This is a genomic window from Mobiluncus porci (genome assembly GCF_009695935.1).
GTDB lineage: Bacteria > Actinomycetota > Actinomycetes > Actinomycetales > Actinomycetaceae > Mobiluncus > Mobiluncus porci.
In genome coordinates this window covers 1-15,602 of the sequence record NZ_VUMY01000005.1, presented here as the reverse complement: position 1 = coordinate 15,602, position 15,602 = coordinate 1, and the positions used below count along the sequence as shown (strand labels likewise).

General features: G+C 56.1%; 17 protein-coding genes and 1 pseudogene. 7 read left to right on the top strand and 11 right to left on the bottom strand.

Features of this window, described 5'->3' with window-relative positions; genetic code table 11:
* Positions 1 to 211: 211 nt before the first annotated feature.
* The gene (gene lipB / locus FYJ63_RS03460; protein WP_277025867.1) at positions 212 to 883 is read left to right on the top strand and encodes a lipoyl(octanoyl) transferase LipB; all 672 of its coding nucleotides are present in this window, start codon (positions 212 to 214) and stop codon (positions 881 to 883) included.
* Positions 884 to 1,091: 208 nt separating this feature from the next.
* Here lipB and FYJ63_RS03455 read toward each other — a convergent pair whose 3' ends face one another.
* Positions 1,092 to 1,364: a hypothetical protein gene (locus FYJ63_RS03455; protein WP_154543812.1), complete on the bottom strand. Its 273-nt coding sequence runs from the start codon at positions 1,362 to 1,364 to the stop codon at positions 1,092 to 1,094.
* Positions 1,365 to 1,541: 177 nt separating this feature from the next.
* Between FYJ63_RS03455 and FYJ63_RS03450 the strand changes: the two genes are divergently transcribed.
* Both FYJ63_RS03450 and FYJ63_RS03445 read left to right on the top strand, forming a co-directional pair.
* The gene (locus tag FYJ63_RS03450; protein WP_154543810.1) at positions 1,542 to 1,790 is read left to right on the top strand and encodes a ribbon-helix-helix domain-containing protein; all 249 of its coding nucleotides are present in this window, start codon (positions 1,542 to 1,544) and stop codon (positions 1,788 to 1,790) included.
* Positions 1,787 to 2,008 carry a hypothetical protein gene (locus FYJ63_RS03445; RefSeq protein ID WP_229769924.1) on the top strand — a complete coding sequence of 74 codons (222 nt, stop codon included), beginning with the start codon at positions 1,787 to 1,789 and terminating at the stop codon, positions 2,006 to 2,008. The genes FYJ63_RS03450 and FYJ63_RS03445 overlap by 4 nt, the downstream gene beginning before the upstream one ends.
* A 169-nt stretch (positions 2,009 to 2,177) precedes the next feature.
* On the opposite strand, the gene FYJ63_RS11465 is transcribed toward FYJ63_RS03445, so the two are convergent.
* Together FYJ63_RS11465 and FYJ63_RS03430 are read right to left on the bottom strand one after the other, a co-directional pair.
* Complete coding sequence (locus FYJ63_RS11465) at positions 2,178 to 2,330, bottom strand: 5-methylcytosine restriction system specificity protein McrC (protein WP_407717217.1); 153 nt, start codon at positions 2,328 to 2,330, stop codon at positions 2,178 to 2,180.
* Positions 2,331 to 2,600: 270 nt separating this feature from the next.
* Positions 2,601 to 2,762, bottom strand: a complete 162-nt coding sequence (locus tag FYJ63_RS03430; RefSeq protein WP_154543806.1) for a hypothetical protein — start codon at positions 2,760 to 2,762, stop codon at positions 2,601 to 2,603.
* Positions 2,763 to 2,891: 129 nt separating this feature from the next.
* On the opposite strand from FYJ63_RS03430, the gene FYJ63_RS03425 reads away from it, so the two are divergent.
* Positions 2,892 to 3,146, top strand: a complete 255-nt coding sequence (locus FYJ63_RS03425; protein WP_154543804.1) for an AbrB/MazE/SpoVT family DNA-binding domain-containing protein — start codon at positions 2,892 to 2,894, stop codon at positions 3,144 to 3,146.
* 50 nt (positions 3,147 to 3,196) lie between these two features.
* On the opposite strand, the gene FYJ63_RS03420 is transcribed toward FYJ63_RS03425, so the two are convergent.
* The 6 genes from FYJ63_RS03420 to FYJ63_RS03395 all read right to left on the bottom strand — a co-directional run bounded on the left by FYJ63_RS03420 (position 3,197) and on the right by FYJ63_RS03395 (position 10,245).
* Positions 3,197 to 3,622, bottom strand: a complete 426-nt coding sequence (locus tag FYJ63_RS03420; protein ID WP_154543802.1) for an RbsD/FucU family protein — start codon at positions 3,620 to 3,622, stop codon at positions 3,197 to 3,199.
* Positions 3,623 to 3,681: 59 nt separating this feature from the next.
* A complete protein-coding gene (gene fucP / locus FYJ63_RS03415; RefSeq protein WP_154543800.1) occupies positions 3,682 to 5,010 on the bottom strand; it encodes an L-fucose:H+ symporter permease in 1,329 nt (442 codons plus the stop codon).
* A 6-nt stretch (positions 5,011 to 5,016) separates the two neighbouring features.
* Complete coding sequence (locus FYJ63_RS03410; RefSeq protein ID WP_154543798.1) at positions 5,017 to 5,667, bottom strand: class II aldolase/adducin family protein; 651 nt, start codon at positions 5,665 to 5,667, stop codon at positions 5,017 to 5,019.
* Between the two features lie 11 nt (positions 5,668 to 5,678).
* Entirely contained in the window at positions 5,679 to 7,133 is a 1,455-nt protein-coding gene (locus FYJ63_RS03405) for a rhamnulokinase (protein WP_195839324.1), read from the bottom strand.
* A gap of 8 nt (positions 7,134 to 7,141) precedes the next feature.
* Positions 7,142 to 8,914, bottom strand: a complete 1,773-nt coding sequence (locus FYJ63_RS03400; RefSeq protein ID WP_154543796.1) for an L-fucose isomerase — start codon at positions 8,912 to 8,914, stop codon at positions 7,142 to 7,144.
* A 326-nt stretch (positions 8,915 to 9,240) separates the two neighbouring features.
* Positions 9,241 to 10,245 carry a LacI family DNA-binding transcriptional regulator gene (locus FYJ63_RS03395; RefSeq protein ID WP_338106807.1) on the bottom strand — a complete coding sequence of 335 codons (1,005 nt, stop codon included), beginning with the start codon at positions 10,243 to 10,245 and terminating at the stop codon, positions 9,241 to 9,243.
* Positions 10,246 to 10,472: 227 nt separating this feature from the next.
* Here FYJ63_RS03395 and lipA point away from each other — a divergent pair, with 227 nt between their 5' ends.
* On the top strand, positions 10,473 to 11,495 hold the full coding sequence (gene lipA / locus FYJ63_RS03390) for a lipoyl synthase (RefSeq protein ID WP_154543794.1): 1,023 nt from the start codon (positions 10,473 to 10,475) through the stop codon (positions 11,493 to 11,495).
* Here the strand turns inward: lipA and FYJ63_RS03385 are convergent.
* Positions 11,393 to 11,980, bottom strand: a complete 588-nt coding sequence (locus FYJ63_RS03385; RefSeq protein WP_154543985.1) for a dioxygenase family protein — start codon at positions 11,978 to 11,980, stop codon at positions 11,393 to 11,395. The genes lipA and FYJ63_RS03385 overlap by 103 nt on opposite strands.
* Positions 11,981 to 12,222: 242 nt before the next feature.
* The gene (locus FYJ63_RS03380) at positions 12,223 to 13,851 is read right to left on the bottom strand and encodes a class I adenylate-forming enzyme family protein (protein WP_338106806.1); all 1,629 of its coding nucleotides are present in this window, start codon (positions 13,849 to 13,851) and stop codon (positions 12,223 to 12,225) included.
* A 276-nt stretch (positions 13,852 to 14,127) separates the two neighbouring features.
* Between FYJ63_RS03380 and FYJ63_RS03375 the strand changes: the two genes are divergently transcribed.
* On the top strand, positions 14,128 to 15,345 hold the full coding sequence (locus tag FYJ63_RS03375) for an arginine deiminase (protein WP_154543792.1): 1,218 nt from the start codon (positions 14,128 to 14,130) through the stop codon (positions 15,343 to 15,345).
* 34 nt (positions 15,346 to 15,379) lie between these two features.
* Positions 15,380 to 15,602 (top strand): annotated as a pseudogene (locus tag FYJ63_RS03370) (ornithine carbamoyltransferase); the annotation flags it as partial.

The window sequence follows — 15,602 nt, the reverse complement described above, 5'->3', positions numbered from 1 at the left end:
TTGAGGAGCTTTATCGGATATCCGCGGACTGTGAAATCCATTTGAACTGCGCTTATGGAATTAATGGTTGGTGTAAATCACGATCAAAATGGCCCCCCAGGACGCTTGGGGCCCAAGATGCTCGGGGGCGCAGGGCACTCGGGGCGCGAAGCCGATTCACACTGTCGGCCTCGCGAGGGTATGGAAGCCACGGAGCGGCTAAACTTACAGAGTGCGAATTGAGAACTTACTTACACGCGGACTGGTCAAATACGAGGAAGCCGACCGAATTCAGCGCGAGACTTGGGCGAAAGTACGGGACGGTGAGCTCGAATCAACCTTGATTTTGGGGCAGTTTGAGCCGGTCTATACCGCAGGGCGCAACTCGCATGAAGAAGACATCTTGAACAAGGAACTGCCGGTGATTCGCACGGATCGGGCGGGGTCCTTAACCTGGCACGGGCCGGGGCAGCTTGTGGTTTATCCGGTTGTGAAGCTCCGCGAACCTATCGATTTGATTGCCTATATTCGCGCTGTTGAGGCCGCGGTTATTGATGGGGTGCAGGAAACGTGGCATCTTCCGGTGGAGATTATCAAGGGGCGCGCCGGAGTGTGGCTGCGGTATCGCGATGCTACACGGATGACTGCTTTCGAACGAGGTGTGGGCATGGATCGCAAGCTATGTGCGATTGGGCTGAAGGTCGTGCAGGGTGCAACTTTGCACGGGCTGGCCTTGAATATTCATCCAGACTTTTCGCGGGCATTCACGGGGATTATCCCGTGCGGGCTTGCGGATGCGGGGGTGACTTCGCTTTACGAGGAAGGCGTGGAGACGGACTTTCCGACGGCGGCGGAGGTTTTAGTTCGACAGCTCGAAGTGAAGCTCAAGGCACTTATTGATTGACTTCCTGCGCGCCTCTGGATGTGCGCAAATTATAAGTGTTCGCCTCACACATTTGGGTATAAATGCGCATGCTTTGGACGGCAAGGGACTCAAATCAGGCACCCTGCTGAGTTCCGGTTCCAGGATTGGGAATCAACGTGGAGACTTCGCCGCGCAGAATGCCCCTTTTTGTCAACGTCAGCAAGAATCGCAGCCAGAGCAGGGTCGACTAGGTGAAGCTTCGGTTTCTTGGCAAATTGCCTGAGCGGGTTGAAAAGGTTGACGATTGCGAATAGTCTCTGAAAAGTGGCGGAACCTGTAAGAAGGTAAGTGTCGGCGGGGCATGCTTATCAACATCACGGCGAACCTTGTCCCATAGCTCTGGGATTTTTCGCCACTCATCAATTAGCGCAGGCTTCTCGTAAGTATCGACGATGTCCAGATCGGCGTTGACGATGATGTCGATTTGAACGATACAAACCCGCCCTACCATCAGCCTCATAGGCCTCAAGCCATTTACGGAAAGCCCTCACGCTCACATTCCTTGCCACCCTTGCAATCCCCGCCAACTCGCCTTTAGGCAATTATAGGAGCCCAAGGTGGGGCTACGCGGGTATTCTGTGGAGAGTTGCGGATTGTAGACGTTGCGATTCGACTGTTTTCGTATTACGATAATTGTATGAGTGAGACGATTAACGGCCAGACAGTTACTGAACAGAAGATTGCCCAGTGGGCCGATGAGGCTGAACGTGGTTATGACGTTGCGGTGTTGAAGCAGCGAGGGCGGGGACGCCCTGGAAGGGGCGCAGCGCCTAGCCAGGTCGTGGCAGTGCGATTTACCGCCGAAGAATTGCAAGTAATTGACTCACGCGCGGCAAGTCGCCACGTTTCGCGTTCTGAGTTAATCCGTGAAGCAGTTTTCGCATGAGCATTTCCCTCCACGAATCCGCTCGAAAACACCAAAAAGCCCAGCGACCCACCGATGATGGCATCTTGCAAGCAGCTTCATTCCTCTTTGGGTTGAGCCTCTTGATGAAGAGAATCCTGGTCGGGAGTTACGACTCGGGTTCGATGACGTCGGAAGGCTCCTTGAAATCGTGGTCTTGCTTTTCGATAGCGGAAATTAGCTCGTCATCCATGCCATGAAAGCCCGCCAGCAGTATCTTGACTTGCTTTCCGAATAGCCGGGAAGTGCGTTGCCACAATGTCGTCGAGCCGAGCGCGGATGCGGTTGAAGTCTTGGTTTAGGTCGAGGACTCCGATTCCGATTGAGTTGCCACTCATTGACCAGGTGGTTTCCGTGGGCACGTCCTCGTCAGTCTTCGCGTACAGCAGCATTCCCGGGGCGGTTGCGGATTGTGCCCGGCATGTCGACCCGCCCACGAATCGTTGCGAGCTCATCTTGGGTCTCGAGATATTCCCTATGCAAACCTTGCTTGATTTGGCGTCCAATTCCGAGAGAGAGAATCGCCGCAAAAAGGGAGTGAATATTGTCGAATTCTTCACGCTCGAGATTTGCATATTCTCCCCTCGTGAGTTCGCGATAAGCATATGTTTGGGGTCATTTTCAAAACCGTAATACGTTGCCAATTGGGGCATGAGAATTGGAATACCGTCAAATTCCTCAACAGGCTGTGCGGCTACTTGGAACTCGTTTGACAACCCGAAAATAATTGCTTTACGTGAGGAATCCACGATGCCCTTGTTGAACAGACCAAAAACAGTAAACGGTTCAATGTCAGAGGACTGGTACAGAATCAAGGTGTGGGAATTTCATTCCTATTTCCCAAAACACGTGCTGTAGCCCGTCAATCAGCGTCTTGCGGTCGTTCTTGAAGTCCATCAACCGGTCGGCAAACTTCGTATAAACATCCATCCAAGTGAACTGCGGCTCGCTCATCGTCTGGTCTTTTCCTCAAGATTTCAATGTTGACACCAGCCTAGCAGTCGCCCTTGAGACGAAAAATGCCTTTCGTAGTGTAGGGAGTTAATTGGAACTGAATTCCCAATTGAATGGTAAAAGTGGGGCATGGAAGCGGTGATTGACAAAGTGGGGCGCCTTGTGGCGCCAAAGCCCTTGCGTGACCAACTCGGTTTGGAAGCGGGGAATCGCGTTGACATTTCTCTATACGGGGCGGGGCTGCAAATCACCCCGGGCGGGCGCAAGGCTAGCTTGGAAAAGAGCCCTATTGACGGCAAACCCGTTGCAGTGAGCGAAGCCACTTTCAATGATGACCTCATGTATGAGCTTATGGATGCGGTTCGAAGACGCCCCAGGCGGTGACCCGCCATTCGGGTACGGGCGCGCAACGCTTCGCGTTGCGCGCCACTTCCCTAAATCACGACAACGCCCTTCCTTAGGACTATATTCCCGTAAAGTGCAGTTTCACCGGTCAAGACCGTGGTATGGGATCGGCGGGCGAGATCGTAGAAGTCGAAGCGCTCTACGTATTTCACGACCGCGCCAGGATCGACTGCCTTGATGATGCTGTCATACTGAGACCACACCGACGGTGTCGGATCGTCCCCGACCGTGTCACAAAGCGCGTATTGCCAATCGTTGTAATGATCTAACGGCAGGAACTCCATGACTGCCTTAAGAAGATCGGGAATCAACAAGCCGTCAGCGCGAACCACGCGGTTCGCATGAGCCATGACCGGGAAGTTAGCATCCCCGAAGGTGATTTCGTCACCGTGACCCATTTCCATGAGAGTTTTCATCAACTCCGGACTCAAAATGGCTGGGATTTTATTCAACATGTTTGTCTCCTTTTCTGGATTCCAAGATATTTTTGGGATCCGAGTTTCAATTAGTTTTTCTAGTCTTGTGTCATAACCTGGTTCTTCACGGCGAAGAGACCGTATGAACCCACAATCACGAAGCAAAGTAGCACGACGATGAAACCGACTTGCGGATTGGTGAGATCTTGAACCCGCGCCTGCACCATCGGCATCAGCGCGCCACCCACAATGGCCATTACCAGGCCGGAAGACCCGAACTTCGTGTCTTCCTTCAAGCCGGTGAGGGCGACCCCGTAGATGGTCGGGAACAGCAGCGAGATGCAGCCGGAGAGCGCGGCGATGCACAGTGCGCCGACGATGGTTCCGGAGAGAATCCCGATTGTCGTGAAGACAATCCCGAGTCCACACATGAAAACCATCATCTTGCGACCGTCGAAGCGTCCCATCAGCCACACCATCACAAACCGCATGATCAGGAAGAACAACAGGGCGATTTGGAGCCACCAGCCGGCGTCCTTATTGTCAATGTGTAAAGTGAACTTCACGTAGAAAACGATGAAAGTCCAGATACAGGTTTGGGCAGCGATGTTGAAGAACTGCGCAATCACGCCGAAAACATAGACTTTGTTGTGCAAGAGCCGCCCGAAAACACCTTTGCGGTAGCCGGTGGCATCGGTTTCGCTCATGCGAGCATTCGTCTTCGGGATTTTCACCATAAACAGCGCTAATCCCAGGCACAAGTACAGCAACCCCAAGCAGATGTAGGGAACCATGACGTGCCCCAGCTCGGTGGAAGCCGTGGCCAGTCTCTCGGCTTCGCTCATGTTCTGTTTATGGACGGCATCCGTGATGAATGGCGCAATCGCCAAGGTCGAGATGAGCACGCCGAGGTTGGAACCAATCGGGTTGAAGGCTTGGGCGAAGTTCAAGCGCCTGGTGGCGTTGTGCTCCGGACCAAGGGACATCACGAAAGGATTCGCGCTCGTCTCGAGAATCGACAGGCCGCCAGCCATCACGAATAAGGCTGCCAAAAACATCCCGTAGGTCATGATCTTTGAAGCGGGGAAGAACAGCAGCGCGCCAGAGGCCGCCAGCACGAGGCCGATGACGACACCGCCCTTGTATCCCAGCTTCGAGTTGATGAAGGCCGCGGGGATAGCCAGCAAGAAGTAGGCTCCGTAATAGGCGAACTGCACCAAGGCGGCCTGGACGGTGTTCATGTCGAAAACCTGTTTGAAGACATTCACCATCGGCGCGGTGAGGTCGGTTGCCATTCCCCAAGCGGCGAAGCAACAGACCAGCAACGCGAAGGGAAGCGTCAAACCCGGATAAACGAAACCGGAGGATTTCTTGGAGGTTTCTCCCCCAGCGGGAGGCGGGGGAGCGGTAACGTTATTTTCGCTCATGGCAGCTCACAATCCGTATTGCGGGCGCATACCGATGAGCTTCTTCACTTCGGCGTCGTCCAGTTCGCGGTCTTTGAAGCCCATCTGGTCGCACAGATAGGTGAGTTTCGCGGTGTATTCCAGGCGTTCCATCCCTTGATAGGCTGCCAGCAGGCTCGGCCCCCAAGACAACGCGCCGTGCATTTCCATCAGGCACACCGAGTAGTCATGGACATAGGGCTCAATATTCTCCGCGAGTTCCTCGGAGGAAGGCGTGGCATAGGGGGCGACCGGAATCACCGGCATGGCCAACACATTTTCCGGCATCCGCTTGTTGACCAGTTCCACTCCACCAATCGCGTAGGCTGTGCCGTAGATCGGGTGGGCATGGACTACCGCCATGACTTTCGGCTCGGCGCGATAGAGGTGCAGATGGACCTTGACCTCGGAAGATGTCTTGTAAGGGGGATTCTCTGACAGGATGGTGCCGTCGAGGGCCAACTTACAAATCATGTCCGGCGTGAGCGAGCCTTTAGAGATGCCCGTGGGGGTGCAGAGGATGTTGCCGTCCTCCATGCGTGCGGAGATATTGCCGTCATTGGCTGCCACATAGCCGCGCTGCCAGACTTTCTGGCCGATTTCACAAATCTCTTCGCGAAGTTCTTGTTCAGTACTCATGAGTTTTCCTCTCAGTTTCGAGTTGTTCCAGTTTTCAGGGGATTTTTTCTAAGCTCGGGGGCGACGGTTTGACAAAACTCCGCCCCTTCGAGCCAGCTCCGCGTCGCGACTTGTGGTACGCCGAGGAGGTTAAGTTGGGCAAACACGTTGCCAATAATGGAGGCCTCGCATTTTGCGAGACAGATGTTTTGGCCAAGGCGACTGGCGATTTCCTGCATGAGGAAGGCGTCATTGGTGCCGCCGCCGGTGATTGTGACGGCGCCTTTTCCGCCGGCCAAGGACCGTAAAAGGTGGATGGATTCAACAATGGCTGCGGCCAATGATTCATCAATGAGCCGCAACAGCTCCCCGTCGGTGAGACCGGTGATTCCGAAATCGTCTTTCACGAGTTCGCGAATGCGGTTTGGCATATTGCCCGGGGCCGCGAGCCTGGGGTCGCTCGGATCGATCAGGATTTTCCGTGATTGCGCCTCTTGGGTGATGGTATCGAGATGTGAAAACGACACGTCTCGGCCCTCTTCTTCCCAAGTGCGGCGGCATTCCTGGGCGAGCCACATGCCGGTGAGGTTGAGCTCGGCGCGATTCTTCCCGCCGGTTGCTGACTCATTGGTGATGCCGGCAGCAAAGGCGTCCTCCGTGTTTACGGGGTAGGAGGTGGTGGCTCCCACCACCGCCCAGGAGCCGCAGGACACGAAGATGTCGCCCCCGTGGGGAGCAATCGCGTAGGCGGCACAGGCGGTGTCGTGGGATCCGGAAAGGATAAACACGGTCTCGCCGCGTTTAGCGCGCAGTGAAGGCTCGCCTCTTAGCTGGGGGAGGAGGGTTTCATCAAGCCCGATAGCCTGGACGATTTCCCTGCTCCACCGGCCTTTGCCGCTTTCCATCAGCCCCGAGGTTGAAGCAATCCCGAGCGAGGCCCAAGATCCCGGATCGTAGGCCGCTCCCCACTCGGGGAGGTCGTTCCACGCCAAGGATCTCGCCACCAGGTCTTGCAAAAACATGATGGAATCCGTGCCTTCGGGGATGCCATCCTCCGCGTCCAGAGCTAGCCGGTTGACCGAGTTAATGTCTTGGGGTAAGACCCCGGTTAACTGATACTGCTCTGGACGGGAGAAGTGGCGATCCACCAGCTTTTGGCCTTGCGTGCCTCGTGCATCGCGATAGGCAATCGCCTTTCCCAAGGGCCGACCGGTTTTGTCGACGTATGCGAAATCTACGCCCCAGCCGTCCACCCCGACCGAGTCGGGCGGTTTCCCGAGCTCTTTCGTGGCGTCGAGGGCAAATTGGCGCGCAATCTCGATAAAATCAGCGGTCGGCCAATAGAGCGTGCCGGAATCAGAGCGTTTTGCCGTGATTGGCTGGCGTCCGATTTCCTTCAGATCCAGGGCGTTCTTAGTTCCATCCCAAATCCCCAAATAGGCGCGCAGGGAGGACGACCCCATGTCTATCGCTAAAGCACTCAGCATGGATGCCCCTAGCGGTAAAGCGGTCCGTAGGCGGCGCAAGCCCGGAAGTCGGCGCCTTCCAGGTCGGAGGTGCCAAACATATTCCAGTTCCGCGGACGATAGATGTCAGTGTCTGGGATATTGTGCATCGCGACCGGAATCCGCAGCATGGCAGCTAAGGTGATGAGATCCGCTCCGAAATGCCCGTAGCCAATCGCGCCGTGGTTAGCGCCCCAGGCGTCCATGACGTTGTAGGTCGAATCGAAAGGCAACTGGCCGGTCAGGCGCGGAGCAAAGAAGGTCGTCGGCCACGCCGGATCGGTGCGGTCTTCAATAATCTTTCGCGCCTCATCGGGGATTTCCACGGTCCAGCCTTCCACAATCTGGAGGACCGGAGTGGAACGAGCCACCAGATTCAAGCGCACCATCGTCATCGGCATATCGCCCTTGGTGGCGAAGTGGGTCGAGAAGCCGCCCCCACGGAAGTATTCCTTGTTGGACGGGTGGAAAGTAGTGGCATCAAGAGCCGCTTTCATGTCTGTGTCCGTGACGTTCCACCATTCCTTCATGCAGGGCTTGCCATCCTGGTCTGTCATGGCGCCGGTGGCATCCAAGGTGGTAGCTCCGGAGTTACGCAGGTCGAGGAAACCGACTTCGCCGTGACCGGTCATGGTGTGTCCGGTGACGCGCTTCACCGCCTCGGGAGACCAGAAAGTACGCACGTCGGAGAACATCTGGGTGCGGTTGGTCAAGAGGTAGTTCAACAGCATCGTGGTGCCGTTCAAGGTGTCGTTTTCCGTGGCGAGCGTCAGGGGTTGACGCGGGCCGTTCCAGTCGAAGGTCGTGTTCGAGAAGGTCTCCAACAAGTCTGCATTCGGCTTGTAGTCTGTCCACTGGCGTTGGCCCTGGAAACCGGCGGCAATCGCGTTGAAGCCGGCGGCCTCTTCGTCAAAGCCGATTTCTGCCAGCTTCGGATTCCCGAGCATCATGTCGCGACCGATGATAACCATCTTGGTGACGTAATCCCACTGGGCTTCCCGCTCCTCGTCGGAGAGATAGTACTTCGGCTTGTTGACAATGTCGTCGCCTTCGTGGAGATTCTCCTTGACCCACGCACGAGCCTTCTTATACTCCTCAGGGTCGAAAATGCCGAGGTTGACGCGGCGATCCATCTCAATCATGTCGACCGATTCCACGCCCATCCCGAGGTAGTCGCGGAAGAACTGGCGGTCAATCATGGAGCCGGCGATGCCCATTGTCTGGGAGCCGATCTGGAGGTAGTTCTTGAAATGCATCTGGCCGACGGCCACAGCAGCCTTGGCGAAACGGAGAATCTTCTCCTTGACCTCCGGAGGAACCTCAGTATCATCGGCCTCCTGGACGTGTTCCCCGTAAATGCCGAAAGCGGGGATGCCGAACTGGGCGTAGGCGCTCATTGCGGCGGCGAGCGTCACCGCGCCGGGGCGCTCGGTGGCGTTTAGACCCCACAGGGCGTGCTGGATGGTCGGATCCATATCCAAAACTTCAGTGACATAGTCCCAGCAAGGTGTCACCGTGAGCTCGCCGCAAACATCGTAGGGAGCGAACTGTTCGCGGACGGCCTCGGACTCTCCGGCGCGTCCGATGGTGCGGTCAGCAACTACGACCTCGTAAGGGGTGCCATCCGGATACTTCAGGTTATCCCGAATGAGTTGGGCCGCAGTCTGGGCCATTTGCATGGTTTGTTCTTCCAATGCCTCCCTGACGCCGCGACGACGCCCATCAATGATGGGGCGTACGGCTATAACTGGCTTTGTCGTCATGATTTCCTCCGATTTTCTTCGTTGAATGTTGGGACTTCCCCGTCACCAACGATTTAATGTTAGCGCAAACATTTCAGGTGTCAAGGGTTTTTTAGGGTTTAATTTTTGGGGATTTTTAGACGGAGGATCTTAAGAGATAAACCCTGTGATAGAGGGAGTTTAGAGTTTTGATACAGTTAATCTTATCTCCGGACAATTGGTGAAGAATATTAATCCATTAAGGGGTAAAAGGTTAACGCTAACATATAATGTTCGGGTGTGTTAAGATAAATCAGGAGAGTGCCGACACTGGTTGGACCGGCTTGCTGCTATCACTTAGTTATCACTTAGTGACGAGAGAAATTTGCGGAAGAACCCCGCACGATTAGCTCATTTTCAATCTTTACGACTGCGGGCGGGCGTCCGGCAAGTTGATCCACAATCTGGGAGTCGATTGCGGTTGCCAGTTCGGGGAATTTCTGGCGTACGGTAGTGAGGCCGCCGCGAGAATAGACCGAGGCTTCCAGATCGTCAAAACCGGCCAGAGCGTAATCCCTGCCGGGAAGGAGATTCTCGTCGTTTTCTAGGCATTCCGCAGCGCCCAGCGCCAGATAGTCGTTGGCGGCGAAGATGGCATCAAAGGCTCCCTTAGCAAGGGCGTGAGCGGCTGCGAAGCCGGCTTTAGCGGACCAATCGCGGACGGGAATGATGAGCGGAGCCAAGGAGTTTTTCTGGCAGAAATCGATATAGGTGTTTTTTCGAACTATGGCATCAACTTCATCAATATCGGGGCTGAGGTGGGCAATCCGCCGACAACCTCGCTCGTAAAGGTGGGTCAACAGGGCGGTAGTAGAGTCAACTTGTTCCAACTCGACTCTGCCAACCTCAGAACTCGGCACGGGATGGTTCATGGCGATAACTGCCGGCTGGGAAAGATGAGGAAGGAGCAAGTTGACTGCCGCCTGGTTTTGGCTGATGATGACCAAGGCTTGGGGATGAATGGATTGGAGGAAGTCCAGGGATTCTCGCAGCTCCGCACTTTCTGTGGGCTCGGCTGATGCTGAAACCACGAAATGGCATTTCTTGCTCTGCAACTGTTCGAAACGAATGTAGGCCAGGGCTCGCCCGTAGGAAAGCTCCCCGACAATCAGCACCCCGACGAGTTGGGACTTTCCGGAGGCCAGCGAGGAGGCGGCGATATTGGGACGATACCCGAGTTGACTGACTGCCTGCTGAACTTTCGCTCGTGTTTGCTCAGAAACGTAGCCTTTTCCGGAGAGAACCCGAGATGCGGTCTGAGCGGACACTCCCGCCAGATTGGCTACGTCCTTCATCACGATTCGCTTGGTCACTAAAGCATTTTACCCCAGATAGAAGCTGGATTGCTCCGGCTCGTATTCTAAACGAGGGGCTGCGTCCCGATTTCGGATGTCTACAGGGGAAGTCTCCCCGCTTTGGGGAAGTCTCAATGCAACTCCTGCGATTTGGGGCAGTGTTGCAAGGGACTGTGACGATGCCCAAATCGCGGGAGCCAAGGAAGTGTGACAAAATAGAGGGGAGGAAAACCCGAGGGGGAAAATTGTCGACACTCCAATCCGCACGCACGCGCAAGCCCTTGCGCCTTGAGGTGCGAAACGCGCAAACGCCGCGGGAAAAACACCCCGAATGGTTGCGCGTCACCGCTACGAGCGGCCCGGAATACTTACAGATGCGCGAGCTCATGCAAGGGGCAAAACTCCACACGGTCTGCGCTGAAGCGGGATGTCCGAATATCTACGAGTGCTGGGAGGACCGCGAGGCAACTTTCCTCGTCGGCGGGGCGGTTTGCACGCGGCGTTGCGGATTTTGCGATATTGCCTCGGGAAAACCCGAGCCGCTTGACCCAGACGAACCGCGGCGGTTGGCTGAGACCGTCCGGCACCTGGGCCTCAAATATGTCACCATCACCGGCGTGGCCCGTGACGACCAGCCCGGGGGAGCGTCTAGGCTCTACGCCGAAGCGACCCGCGATGTGCATCGGCTGTGCCCCGAGACCGGCGTGGAATTACTCGTCGATGACTTCGGGGGAGACCGCGATGGGTTGGAGGAAGTGTTTGCCGCCGAACCCCAGGTTTTTGGCCACAATCTCGAAACCGTGGAGCGGCTCATGCGCACGGTGCGACCGGCCTTCGATTATCGACGTACCTTGGATGTGATTTCGGCAGCCCGCTCGCGAGGGCTCATCACGAAATCGAACCTGATTCTGGGACTCGGAGAGGAACGCGACGAGGTCGAGAAAACCATGCGGGATATGCTTGATGCCGGCGTCGATATTTTGACGTTGACCCAGTATCTGCGCCCCTCCGAGCGCTACCTGCCGGTGGAGCGCTGGGTGAAACCCCAGGAATTCCTGGAGTTGAAAGAACTCGCCCTGGACATGGGTTTTGCCGCCTGCATGTCCGGGCCGCTAGTCCGCTCCTCCTACCGCGCCGGAAAACTCTGGGTGGAGGCCATGCGCCACTATGAGCGCCTGATTCCGCCGCAGTTTGCCCACCTCGAGGATCTCGGGGAGGCTCCTGCGCGGCAAGAGGCTGAGACGGTTATCGCTCGGGCCGAGCGATAACCGCGAGTGGATGTTACTGTCGCGAATTCATTAACGAGGCAACTAAGCTGCCGGCCGATCTCGAAACTTGCTTGGGGGCTAATCTCGGCATTGACGGAAAGCTGGACGACCGGAATGTCTGCCTTCGGGAAAGCGTGAACCAGCACGGTCCAAGTTCCGTGGTCTATACCCCAGGAGTCGTCCACATTTGCCCGATTCCCCAACAGCTCGATGACGCGCGGAGCGAGGGCAGGAAACCCGTCCGGCTCGTATTTCACCTCGTAAAGCGCGGGAGGAAAACCGCCCATATCGTATATCTGGCGAGGTCGGGAGGTGCTTTGAACCCAGGTTCCTCGCGTGTACCAGTGGGCGGACACCATGAGAATCGCCTGCGGCCTGCCGAATTTATCCAGGACAGTTCGCCCCAAATCGGCGACCCCCCCGGTTAGCTCGTTGTGGTCTAGGGCAATCATCGGGCTGCCGTGGCCGAAGAAAACAGTTGGCATTTTAGTCACGTAATTTCCTCCTCTTGCCTAGTAAAACCGGAATTATCTCGATTAATTCCCGCGAGTCCGCGTCCGGCGCTAGCTCTCTAGGCGGGCAATGCGGCTGATTTTCCGATGCCCGCGTCCTGGGTGGCCACTTTGAGTGCCCTTTTAGAGCAGGGCAATAAAATCAAATCGCGTTCACCTGCGATTTTGAAAATCGCGTCCCGAATATTAGCTTCGAAAGTGGCCGCCCAGGACGCCTAGTCACTGAATTCTCGCGAGGCGTCGTGGGTTTCGAACAGGGCGCGGAGGGACTCTCGGTCGGGCTTTCCGTTGGCATTGAGGGGAATCGCGTCAACAAGAGCGAGTCGGCGGGGAAGCTCGTATGGGGCGAGAGTAGGTCTTCCGAAATCCTGAAGGTCCGCGAGGGTTAGAAATCCTCGCGGAACTACAACCGCTCCCACGACTTCTCCCCAAAGCGGATCGGGAATTCCGAGAACCTGGACCTCCGCCACCTGCGGGTGAGCGGCCAAAACGCTCGCGACCTTGACGGCGAAGATTTTTTCCCCGCCGGAATTAATGGTGTCGGTGAGGCGCCCCATGAGCCGCAAAAACCCATCTTCATCTAGGAGAACTAAATCTCCGGTCTGAAACCAGCCGGTTTCGGGGTCAATCGCAGCCGCGGTGAGCTCGGGATCCCGAAAGTACTCGCGAGTCACGCTGGGCCCGCGGCACTCGACCTGGCCAATAGCTCCCGCCGGAACCGGCTCGCCGTCAAGGCCACTCACCCGTAGCTCGATATGGGGAAACGACCGCCCGACTCCGACCTCACGACCCGCCATCACATCGGTCGTGAGGCAGGCTCCGGAGGCGCTCTGTTCGGTCATTCCCCAAATATTGATTGGCCCCCAGCCGAGCTCGACCACCCGCCGCGCCAACTCGCGGTCCCACGCTGCCCCGCCCACGAGCGCGCGGGTAAAACTCGAGGTGTCGAAGGCGCTCGCCTCGGCAACGTCAGCCAGGAGCCGGAACATGGTCGGAACCCCGAACATCATCTGAATCCCGAAGGCTTCAATCGCCGCGAGTAGCAATCGTGGCTCGAATTTCTCGAACACAACTACGGTCCCGCCGTTCGTGAAGAGATCCGTAGTCGTTCCGTTGAACCCCCCGATGTGGGACAGGGGAGCGGCGACTGCCTCGACGCAATCGGGGGAGTATTCGAAGGCTTCGCGGAAGTTCAGGCACCCCCACCAGAGGTTTTTGTAGGTCAACAAGGTACCTTTCGGGCGGGCGGCAGTGCCGGAAGTGTAGATGATGGCGCCGGCGGTGGAGTCACCGCAGACGGGAATTGGCCCGAGCCCTCTGGAGGCCGCAATCGCCAAGGCGAGCGGGTCGCTCGAAACCGATCTCGCCAAAACTTCCGGAGACGTAAGGCTTGCGAGTTCAGCAAAGGTGACGAGAATCGTGGAACCCGCGGAAGCGCGAGCCAGCGCGGACTCGACTTTCGCGCGGTTTGTCTCATCAACGAGGATGACCTTCGGAGAACAATGCGCCAGGGTCTCGGCTAGTTCCGCTTGGGGAAGTTGCCAATTAATCGGAACGGTAATGGCGGGGATGGCGCTGCCGGCAGCAAAGGCCACGAGATGCCACGGCGAGTTTTTCCCGATTACGGCGACGCGGTCTCCTGCCGCTACGCCCCAGTCGCGAAACGCCCGAGCCAGCGCTACGACTCTTGCAAAGGATTCGGACACGCTCCAAGTCTCGGATTCACGGAGGTTTTCGACAGAAGTTTTTTCTCGAACCCAAATTAGGGACTTTCTACCCGGGTGGCGCAGCGCAGCCCCGTGCAGTAATTTCAGAGGTGAGTAATCGATGGTTTCACTAGGCACCGTCTCATTCTAGTGTCCCGATAAGGGTTCGAGAACACCCCGCGGGGAAACTCAAAGACACGCCATGAGAGGACAAACTCTCCGAAAATAAAGGTAAATTCTTGATAAATTTATTTTTGCAAATACTACATGACCTGCGATGATACAAAAAAATATTTTTTCCTAAAAAATTTCCGTACAAATGTACTGTACAAGCGTACAAGTTTGGTGTAGTGTTAAGGCAAGCGGTTGTTCAAAGCCGAATAACTGCAGGATATACAACTTTTGGAGACAGAGATGACCCTAAACGTAAGTTCTGAAATCTCGAAACTGCGGGAAGTGATCGTGCATTCCCCGCATCGCGAATTATCCAGACTCACGCCTTCCAATGCCGAGTTCCTGCTCTTTGATGATGTGGTGTGGGTCGAAGAGGCGCAAAGAGAACATAAAGTGTTCACCGACTTGCTTAAAGAGCGCGGAATCAAGACTTGGGACTTCAACGACCTCTTGGCGGAAACCCTGGAAATCGCTCCGGCTCGCGAATACGTCTTGAAAGAAACTTTCGATGAGCGCTGGTACGGCAACGTTTTGAACGACGCTTTCTTGCGCCTCGCCGAAGACATGAACGGACGCGAGTTAGCGGAGCTACTCATCGGCGGTATCACCAAGCGGGAACTAAATAAGCGGATGGGCGAGGTTAAATCGCCGGTTCTCGTCGGAAAAGACCCTGACTACATGGCCTTGCGCTGCCTGCCGAACCATCTGTTTACCCGCGACACCTCCTGCTGGGTTGGCTCCGGCGTTGCGGTTAACTCGATGAAGATGGTGGCCCGTCAACGCGAGACCGTGAACTACACGGCTGTTTACCGCTGGCATCCGCGCTTCACCGAAGAAAACTTCACCTTCTGGGCCGATGGTTTGGACGAGGGGCCGGCGACGATGGAAGGTGGCGACGTTGAGGTCCTCGGTAACGGCACGGTGATGATTGGCGTCAGCCAGCGCACCACGGGCCAGGCAATCGAACGCCTCGCGCGTCGCCTGTTTGCGGGTGGTGAAATGGAACGGGTGATTGCGGTTCACCTTCCCGAAGCCCGCGCCATGATGCACTTGGATACGGTCATGACGATGATTGACCACGCCACCTTTGTGAAGTATCCCAACATGGGCCTGCGCCCCACAACTGTTTTGACTCCTGGCGACAAGCCGGGCGAAGTGGTTTATGACTTCCACGAGCCAGAAGAAATGTACGACGTCATCGCAAAGGCGCTTGGCGTGGACAGTATCGTGGTACATAACACCTCCGAGCCCTCCATCGAGGCCGAACGCAACCAATGGAATGACGCGTTCAACTTCGTGGCTTTGGAACCGGGCGTTATTGTCGGCTACGACAAAAACCAAGACGTCAATGAGTTCTTGCGGAAGAAAGGCATTGAGGTCCTGGAAATTCCCAGTGCTGAACTGGGACGCGGGCGAGGCGGCTCTCACTGCATGACTTGCCCGATTGTACGAGATTAGAAACCACCAAAATCGATAGAAAAGGAAAGAAAACATGACTGATTTTCATGGACGTCACTTTTTGAAGGAACTGGACTTTACTCCTGGCGAGTGGGTTGAGCTCCTGGAGTTGGCTGCTCAGTTGAAGGCTGCGAAGAAGGAAGGTCGCGAGGTTCAGTACCTTAAGGGTAAGAATATTGCGTTGATTTTTGAGAAGACTTCGACGCGTACTCGTTGTTCTTTTGAGGTGGCTGCTTACGATCAGGGTGCGCATGTGA